At 49.0% G+C, this 9,108-nt stretch carries 4 protein-coding genes; 3 read left to right on the forward strand and 1 reads right to left on the reverse strand.

Going from position 1 to position 9,108, the window contains the following annotated elements:
• Nucleotides 1-231: 231 nt before the first annotated feature.
• Nucleotides 232-1,470 carry an LL-diaminopimelate aminotransferase gene (locus tag QUB12_RS26395; RefSeq protein ID WP_333144740.1) on the reverse strand — a complete coding sequence of 413 codons (1,239 nt, stop codon included), beginning with the start codon at nt 1,468-1,470 and terminating at the stop codon, nt 232-234.
• A 240-nt stretch (nt 1,471-1,710) separates the two neighbouring features.
• Between QUB12_RS26395 and QUB12_RS26400 the strand changes: the two genes are divergently transcribed.
• The 3 genes from QUB12_RS26400 to QUB12_RS26410 form a co-directional block, all read left to right on the forward strand.
• Nucleotides 1,711-2,802: a hypothetical protein gene (locus QUB12_RS26400; RefSeq protein WP_333144739.1), complete on the forward strand. Its 1,092-nt coding sequence runs from the start codon at nt 1,711-1,713 to the stop codon at nt 2,800-2,802.
• A gap of 336 nt (nt 2,803-3,138) precedes the next feature.
• A complete protein-coding gene (locus tag QUB12_RS26405; RefSeq protein ID WP_333144738.1) occupies nt 3,139-4,893 on the forward strand; it encodes a DUF3352 domain-containing protein in 1,755 nt (584 codons plus the stop codon).
• 1,621 nt (nt 4,894-6,514) lie between these two features.
• Nucleotides 6,515-9,108, forward strand: a 2,594-nt coding sequence (locus tag QUB12_RS26410; RefSeq protein WP_333309144.1) for a two-partner secretion domain-containing protein, incomplete at its 3' end; no start/stop codon positions are given.

Raw genomic sequence — 9,108 nt, forward strand, 5'->3', positions numbered from 1 at the left:
TATAATTTATATTATCAGTAATTCTGAAAACCTATAACTCTAACTTTACCCAAGCTCGTAAACTTCGAGGAATTTGTGGAGTGGCTGCCTGAAAATTCGGCAGTAAGCTGATTATAACTCACATTTTTCAGCATTTGCATGAACAGGCAAGATGCCTGTTCCAGAAGAGATCAATTTTCTTGTGGGGTGGGCCGAAGAACCCGGCCCCAAAAAGATTTATCTCTCGCCCTTTTACACCTTAAACTTCTCCACAATTCGTCTCATCGCTTCCTCCACATTCTCCCGACTATTAAACGCCGAAATGCGGAAATAACCCTCACCCGCGGCACCAAAACCAGAACCCGGAGTTCCCACCACATTGCAAGTTTCCAGCAACTTCTGAAAGAAATCCCAACTCGACAAACCGTCAGGCGTTTTCACCCACACATAAGGTGCATTTTCCCCACCAAAAACCTCTATTCCCGCTGCTGTCAATTTCTCGCGAATAATCGCAGCATTTTCCATGTAAAAATTGACTAAAGCCTGAATTTGTGCCTTGCCAGCCTCCGAATAAACCGCCTCAGCACCGCGCTGCACGATGTAAGAAACACCGTTAAACTTAGTAGATTGGCGGCGGTTCCACAATTTCCAAATTTCGACATCGGAACCATCTGCTGCTTTTCCAGTCAAAGTCTTCGGTACAACTGTTAACGCGCAGCGAGTACCCGTAAAACCAGCATTTTTGGAAAAAGAACGAAATTCGATCGCACAATCCCGCGCCCCTTCAATTTCGTAGATAGAATGCGGTAAACTCGGATCGGTAATATAGGCTTCGTAGGCCGCATCGAAGAAAATAATCGAACCGTTAGCTTTAGCATAATTTACCCAAGCTTGCAAGTGTTCCTTAGTTGCAGTTGCCCCCGTCGGGTTATTCGGAAAACACAAGTAAATTAAATCGACTTTTTTGTCGGTGGGAATTTCCGCAGTAAAATTGTTTTCCGCTGTAATTGGCAGGTAAACTAAGCCGCCGTATTCGCCATTTTCGTTCGCATCTCCCGTGTGGCCAGCCATCACGTTAGTGTCTACATACACCGGATAAACTGGATCGGTAACTGCGATCGTGTTATTGTTGCCAAAGATATCGAGAATATTGCCACAATCGCACTTAGAACCATCAGAAATAAAGATTTCCGAAGCATCAACATCGCATCCCCGCGACTTGAAATCGTGCTCGGCAATTTTCTCCCGCAGCCACTCATAACCTTGTTCCGGGCCGTATCCTTTAAAGGTATCCCGCGAGCCCATGTCTTCCACCGCCTTCACCATCGCCTCCCGACAAGCAGCCGGTAGTGGTTCCGTTACGTCGCCAATCCCCAGCCGGATGATGGGCGCTTGGGGATTCGCCTCTGCATAGGCTTTCACCCTGCGCCCAATTTCGGGAAACAGGTAGCCAGCTTTGAGTTTGAGGTAGTTGTCGTTGATAGTTGCCATAGTTCGATCGCTACAGAATGTCGTAGAATAGCTTACTCTCTATCGAAGGAAGAAGGAAGAAGCAAGAAGGAAGAAGCAAGAAGCCTTTAGTTATCTACGAGAGAAGGAAGAAGGCAACCCCCGCCCCAAGGTGGGAAAGCAGTTGGGTGTTTTTACTTAGTCGATCGACAAATACAGGGCATTGACCAAAAAATCAAACTATCTTGTATAATCAAAATAGTGTGCAGCGCAGAAACAATTATGGACGAGATCGAGTACGCCAAACTCTATCAAGAACTGGCGGCAATTCTGGATGAGTTTAATTTGGGTTGGGTAGTTCAACAAGTAGCCGATACTGTAGAGATAGGCAAAGTAATTGAAGAGCGATCGCTCAAAAGAAAAACACCTCTGCTCAAGATAGAAGATTATACCGCAAAAGAACAACTTTTGCTGTTAATTAATGCTGTCGAACAAGCGACGGTTAACACTTCCGAAATGGAAGACGAAATTGCTTATTTCTTGAAAGTAGAATCAGAAACCTCTCCCCTCGGCACAAAAATTACCTTTGCCAATTCAGGTGCCGAAACTGCCAAAACAATCGAGTTTACCTCCAGCGTCACAGCCCCCCGTCACAAACAGGCGATCGCCCTCAAGCACTTGCTCGAAAAACTGCCTTCCGGGCCGAGCAACTACGCCATCAATTCCGAAATAAAAAGCAAATTAAAAAGCTCGATCGATCCCGATTTTAACACAGCGGCAGAACAAGCCAGAATTTTTGACACTTACCTCTTCACTATTCTGCTAAAAGCAGTTGCTAATGAAGGCGGGACTATTTATTACAACAATGTTTTAGACGACGAAACACCGAAATATTTAACATTTAGAAAAACGGCGGGGAAAATCCACGGAAGTGCACATCCCTATACTCATGCTGTTGTGGAATTTCCCGACAAACCAGCCCTGGAAGTTCACCTAGGAGTAAAAGTCCAAGGTAGAGCCGGAGTTCTGCACAACTGCAACGTTTTAATTTTGTACCAAAAAGAAGCAAATATCTGCCGCTTGCTCAACCGCGAACCCCGACACTCGCAGGTAATTTTAGCAGTAAACTCTCAGCACAGCACCTCAGAACTTAAACTAGAAATGGCTGGTGCTTTTATCGGCTTAGCGTCAGACATTCGCTACGAAGGCGGCAGCTATTTCATTTCTAACAGTTACTCCCAACCCGTAGCAAAACTGCTAACTACCGCTCGCAAAAAATGGGAACTAAACATTTTTCCGAGAGCCACAAACGATGTCCATCGACTGATGTACTCGTTTCAAACTATCTTTAAAGACTTTAAGGCCAGAAACTAACATCAGGGAATTGGGAATTGGGCATGGGGCATGGGGCATGGGGCATCGGGCCTTGGGGATAGTTAGTGTAGGACTTCGCGTAAATACGAAATAAACCGGGTTTTTCACCAGTATTAAAGGCAAAAATGCACTATTTAGTAAAAAAACGGTTTCCGTATCTAGGACTATAGTGATTAGTGGTTAGTGGTTACTGGTTAGTAGTTTTTCTAATAACAAATAAAAAACAACAAATTACCAATGCCCTGTTTGGCCCATGCCCCATCCCCCATGCCCCATCCCCCATGCCGCATCCCCAATATAATTTATGATGTTGCGAGCACCCGAACCTTACGAATAATGTTTAAGAAAGATAAATCTTCCCTGCTGTTTACGATCGGAGCCGCCACACTTCTGATCGGTTTAGGCTTTGTCACCTACTACCTCGTCATTTCCCGTGGGCCCGCCAAAGATTTGCCGCCGGGGGCAACGGTTGTCCCCCAAGATACGATGATGGCCCTATCCATCACCACCGATGAAGCGCAGTGGAATAGACTGCGAGAGTTTGGCACGCCGGAGTCAAAAGCTTCGTTTGAGAGGTTTTTAACTGAAATGCGCGATCGCCTCCTCACCAGCAACGGCTACGCCTACCAGCAAGACATTCAACCCTGGGTGGGTAACACAGCAATGGTAGCCTTTCTCCGCAACAAAATAGCTATACCAGCCCCCTCGCCCGCACCCAATGCGCCCCCGTCTCCGCCAATTCAACAGTCAGTGGCAATTATCCTGCCAATTGCCAACCCGGTCAAAGCCAAAGAATTATTAGCAAAACCCAGGCCTCTGAGCCAAGGAAAAATAGTTGAGCGTAATTATAAAGGCGTGCAAGTCACAGAAACTCAAGGCGTACCCGATCGCAATTTTTCAGTCGCGGTACTCGGCACAAACTATCTAGCAGTCACCACAGATCCTAGCGCTACAGACAGAATAATCGACACCTACAAAGGCGAACCTTCGCTAGCCAAAACCCCAGGCTATGCAGACGCCATAGACAAAATAAAAAGTCCGGGTGCCTTCGGTCAAATCTACGTCAATATGCCCGTTGCCGCCGCCTATGCCGCCGCCAACTCAGCCCGTGAAATTTCGCCCGAAAGCCTGGAAAAACTGCAACAAAATCAAGGATTTGCCACCACAGCGACGCTGGATGTAGAAGGAATTGCCTTCAAATCTGTCTCTTGGCTAAAACCCGATTCTACCAGGAGGATAGCAGTAGAAAACAATGCTCTAAAAATGGTTAACCGCCTGCCCAGCAATACAATAATGATGGTATCCGGTGGCAACTTGCAGCGTTTGTGGCAAGACTACGTATTAGGAGCCGATGCCAACCCGATTTCCCCGATTAATCCCCAAGTTTTACGCACAGGTTTAAAATCCACTACCGGCCTGGATTTAGATAAAGACTTGATGAACTGGATGGCGGGAGAATTTTCTCTATCATTAATACCAGCCCCCGCCCAGAATCCCAGAGACAAATTTGCTGCCGGATTTGTATTTATGGTGGAAACAAACAACCAGGGCGCTGCCAACAAATCTCTGAAACAGCTTGATGAAACGATGAAAACTAAAGGGTTTAGAGTGGAGGAAATTCAAGTCGGCGGCAAATCGGCGATTAAATGGACATCGCCGTTTGGAGGGATTACGGTAACTCGCGGCTGGATGAACGATGTAGCGTTTATGACAGTAGGAGCTCCAGTGGTTGATGCGATCGTGCCGGAACCGAAAAGTCCGCTTTTAAGCAGCGAACTGTTCCAGAAAACAGTCCGATCGGAACTTAAACCCCACAACGGCAATTTCTTCATTGACACCGAGAGTGCGTTTAACCCGAAAAACCTAGCTTTGCCGGAGTTTCCTCCCAGCCAAAAAATGTGGATTGACGCCACGCGGTCGATCGGCGTTACAGCGGCCGTCATTGGCGATCGTACCACCCGTTATGACGCTTTTGTCGGTCTCAAAAAATCCACCCAATCCAGTCCTTCTGCAAAGCCTTCACCGCGCCCTGCTTCACCGCGCCCTGCTTCACCCAGTCCCTCGCCCACTGTCCAAACTTCACCCAATTAACTCTTAAATCCTTCCACAAATCCGCCTGCACACCCCCTTAAACACCCACAGGGCGATCGATTAAAACCCAAAAGCAGGCGATCGCAATCGGCAATAGTGGAGTTGATTATAAGAGGGAAATTGAGCCGGATTTAAGTAGTTTTCCTTCACAAAACCTCACACAAAAAAACCAAAAAACCCGGTTTTTTATTTAAATAAACCGGGTTTTTGAACACCCTAACAATTTGACTTATATCATGTCCGGTCGATTACCCTGATTCCTGTAGGGGCGGGTTCACCAATAATATTTGCCAAAAAGGGACAATCTCACAAACCCGCCCCGGCAATTGTATTATGGGCGATCGATCGGACATGATATTACTGAAGAAGAATTCAGAATTAAACAGCCAGAATCCAGAAGGGATTCTGTGCGACAGGATGGAGAATCGAGGTTTCAAGCCCCCGATTTTAATCGTGGATCACAAAAAATTCTTTCCGTGACCGTTAACCATCACTTCAGGCATGGGGTATTGGGAATTCAGAATTCTGTCTTCTGACAATCAAGCATCCACGATACAAGCCCCCGGATTCATTCCTTCGCAGACTCAGGACCGGTGAAATAAAAAACCTGTATCCGATGAAACTTGCCCCCCGAATTTATCCGTGGGGTAAATGCTTAAATCTAAAATCTAAAATCTAAAATCTAAAATCCCTTGACTCCTTCTCATTTCTTCTTTCCCTAATTTTAAGTTTCGGCAAGTGTCGAGTATTTTTTGTTTTCTATAAAATATTTGGGGATGTTTCCGGGTCAGTATTGGACGCAGAAACCTAGTTTTTGAACCCCTATACTTCCTTCAGACTATGAATAATAGTTAAAAAAACGGGTTTATAGGCGTCGGAGAGCCTCTAGAAAGGCCGTTTTTGTTATGTTTTATTAATATGTCATGGGGAAGATACAGAGCCTAGGCATTTCGAGTTATATTTAGATTGTGGAAAAGATACGCTGAGAAAATTGCCAAAGCAAAGGCCATTTCTACCCATTGACTCCTGAATGCACTTGCAGTCAGAAACCCGGTTGCTTCATAAAGATAGCGTCTTCAACCGTTCCGAAAAACCTATGCAGATATTGGCCTTCCTAGTCAGCACCTGTACAACATCGGAACGTGCAGTCAAGCGTCTTAACTGACTACGTTCATCTGGTCATAACACCGTGATGTAAACGCCAGCATTATGCACTGTCGAAGGCGATTAATGAACGAGTGAACAGGTTTATAGCCAAGCGTGTCGCTTTCCTAACAAGGGAACGTGAACATTTACCAGGCAAACCTTACTTAGCAATAAGACTGACAGAATAGCTCAAAAATACCACCTCTGAAAATGAGGGGTAGATTTCCAATCTTCTACGAAATTGACCAGACACAGCACAGATGTGCAAATCTTTAGTGACACAGCCGTCAACCAAGTTTTTTCTACAAAGCCGGTTTCTTTATTTAATTTCTGTGATTTATAGCGGTTCTCAAGCGTAGTGAGGTATGGGTTAGTCCTATGCCCTATGCCCTATGCCCTATGCCCTATGCCCTCTGTCCTATGAGCACCTCATGTTACTGAGAAAGACTATATATATTTTACCCATTAAAAACCTATGAAAACCATCAAAAATATTCAAAAAACGTCGAAATTCCTCTCAAAAGTAAGAATAAGCAAACTGACACTTGCTCTGCAAATAGTCTTAATAAATCTTTACTTTGTGCAAGCCAAAGCAGAAGGTCAAACAATTGTTCCAGCGGCGAACGCAACAGGCACTACCGTCACTCCCGCAGCCCAAAACGGAACTCCTGGGCAGCCAACTCGCTTCGATATTCAAGGCGGACAATTATCGAGCGATCGACAAAATCTTTTCCACAGCTTTAAAGAATTCGGCTTGTCGGAAAATCAGATTGCCAACTTTATATCAAACCCCAACATTCGCAACATTTTAGCGGGCATAGGCGGCGGCAACCCGTCGATTATTAACGGCTTAATTCAAGTAACCGGCGGCAATTCTAACTTGTTTCTGATGAATCCATCCGGCATCATATTTGGCAACAGTGCCAGCTTAAACGTGCCGGCTTCTTTCACAGCAACCACCGCCACCGCTATTGGATTTGGTTCAAACTCGTTTAACGCTGTCGGTAGTAGCACCTACACATCTCTGACAGGCGCGCCCAATTCCTTTGCTTTTGGGGCCGATCGAGCAGGGGCAATTATCAGCACGGCAGACTTAGCCGTCAAGTCAGGGCAGAACTTAACCTTGCTCGGCGGCACCGTTGTCAGCACCGGCAGCGTTTCTGCCCCAGGCGGTCAAATTACCGTAGCATCAGTTTTGGGGACAAATTTAGTGCAGATCCGCCAGCGAGGCAATTTGCTGAGTTTGGAAATCGAGCCGCCCTCAGCGACTAGCACCACAGAAACATCCAGCACAGCTTCGACATTCTCGATCGCAACCTTGCCCGAACTGCTCACAGGCATCGGTGAAACGAACGCTACAGGCCTCAGCGTCAATGCCAGCGGTGAAGTGGTACTCACGGCGTCTAACCGAGCAGTAGCTGCGGGGGACGTTGCAGTAAAAGATGCAAACGCTGGGGCGATCGAAATTCAAGCAGCCAACACCATTGCAGCCAGCGGAAACCTGACAAGTTCCCAAGGCGGCCCCATCGCCCTAGAAGCTGGTGGCGACATTAGGACTGCGGATCTCGACTCCCACTCCGACACCACCGCAGGCGGCAACATCACCGTCACCAGCCGTACAGGAAAAGTAGAAACAGGCAATATCAACGCAGGATCGATCGACAAAACGAGCAACGCCGGAGACGTTAGTATTGCAGCACCCTCAAGCAGCATTCAAACAGGGTTCATAGACGCCAACTCCGAGGAAAAACAAGGCGGCGCAGTCACCCTCAACGCGCGCAACGACATACAAGTAACCCATATCAACACCGAAGGCCGAACGGGCGGAGGAGAGATTTACATTACAGCCGGCGATAATTTCCGAGCGACAGGCACTTTCACAAACGATAACAACTGCTTGTCGCAACCTTGCAGCATTTCCGCATCCACTACTGGTAGCGCTAATGGTGGAAATATCACCATTGGCTACGGTGGTGGCGAAGCCTCGAACACTCCTTTCAGCGTCGGGCCCGACTATAACAAACTCAACGGTACTGCTGGCAGCATTGCCACTGGGGGTCCAAAGAAGGAAAATGTTATTACACAGGGAAGTTATTTCAGCCCCGATCCTCAGATAGTACAGCCGACCCAAATTAACATTACGGCTTCTTCAGTATCGCCAGCACCCGCACCGACACCAGCAGCGACACCGACACCAGCACCAGCAGCGACACCAACACCAGCACCCGCAGCGACACCAACACCAGCACCCGCAGCGACACCAACCCCAGCACCTGCAGCGACACCAACACCAGCGCCGACACCAGCACCCACACCAGCGCCGACACCAGCACCGACCCCAGCGCCGGCCCCAGCGCCGACACCCGCGCCGACACCCGCACCGACACCCGCACCGACACCAGCACCAACACCAGCACCAACACCAGCACCAACACCAGCACCAACACCCGCACCAACACCAGCACCAACACCCGCACCGACACCAGCACCTGCACCAGCACCTGCACCAGCACCTGCACCCGCACCTGCACCCGCACCTTTACAAACACTAACGCCTGCACCCGCCCCGGCACCCGCCCCGGCACCGGCACCAGCACCAGCACCAGCACCAGCACCAGCACCAGCACCCGCACCCGCACCAGCGCCAGCACCCGCACCCGCCCCGGCACCCGCCCCGGCACCAGCCCCGGCACCAGCCCCGGCACCAGCACCAGCACCCGCACCCGCACCCGCACCTTTACAAACACCAGCCCCGGCACCAGCCCCGGCACCAGCACCAGCACCCGCACCCGCACCAGCCCCGGCACCAGCACCAGCACCAGCACCAGCGCCAGCACCAGCGCCCGCACCAGCGCCAGCACCAGCACCAGCACCAGCACCAGCACCAGCGCCCGCACCAGCGCCAGCACCAGCACCAGCGTCGGTACCAGCGTCGGTACCGAATGTTTTGCCGATCGCACCCACAATTACTCCCACTCCAGCGCCGGTACCCAATGTTTTGCCGATCGCACCCACAATTACTCCCACTCCAGCGCCGGTACCCAATGTTTTGCCGATCGCACCCACAAT

Source organism: Microcoleus sp. B7-D4 (assembly GCF_036705125.1).
GTDB lineage: Bacteria > Cyanobacteriota > Cyanobacteriia > Cyanobacteriales > Microcoleaceae > Microcoleus.

Excerpts from the sequence above, each read along its gene's own strand:
- QUB12_RS26395 (WP_333144740.1), bottom strand. The coding sequence starts at position 1,470 with ATGGCAACTATCAACGACAACTACCTCAAACTCAAAGCTGGCTACCTG.
- QUB12_RS26400 (WP_333144739.1), top strand. The coding sequence starts at position 1,711 with ATGGACGAGATCGAGTACGCCAAACTCTATCAAGAACTGGCGGCAATT.
- QUB12_RS26405 (WP_333144738.1), top strand. The coding sequence starts at position 3,139 with ATGTTTAAGAAAGATAAATCTTCCCTGCTGTTTACGATCGGAGCCGCC.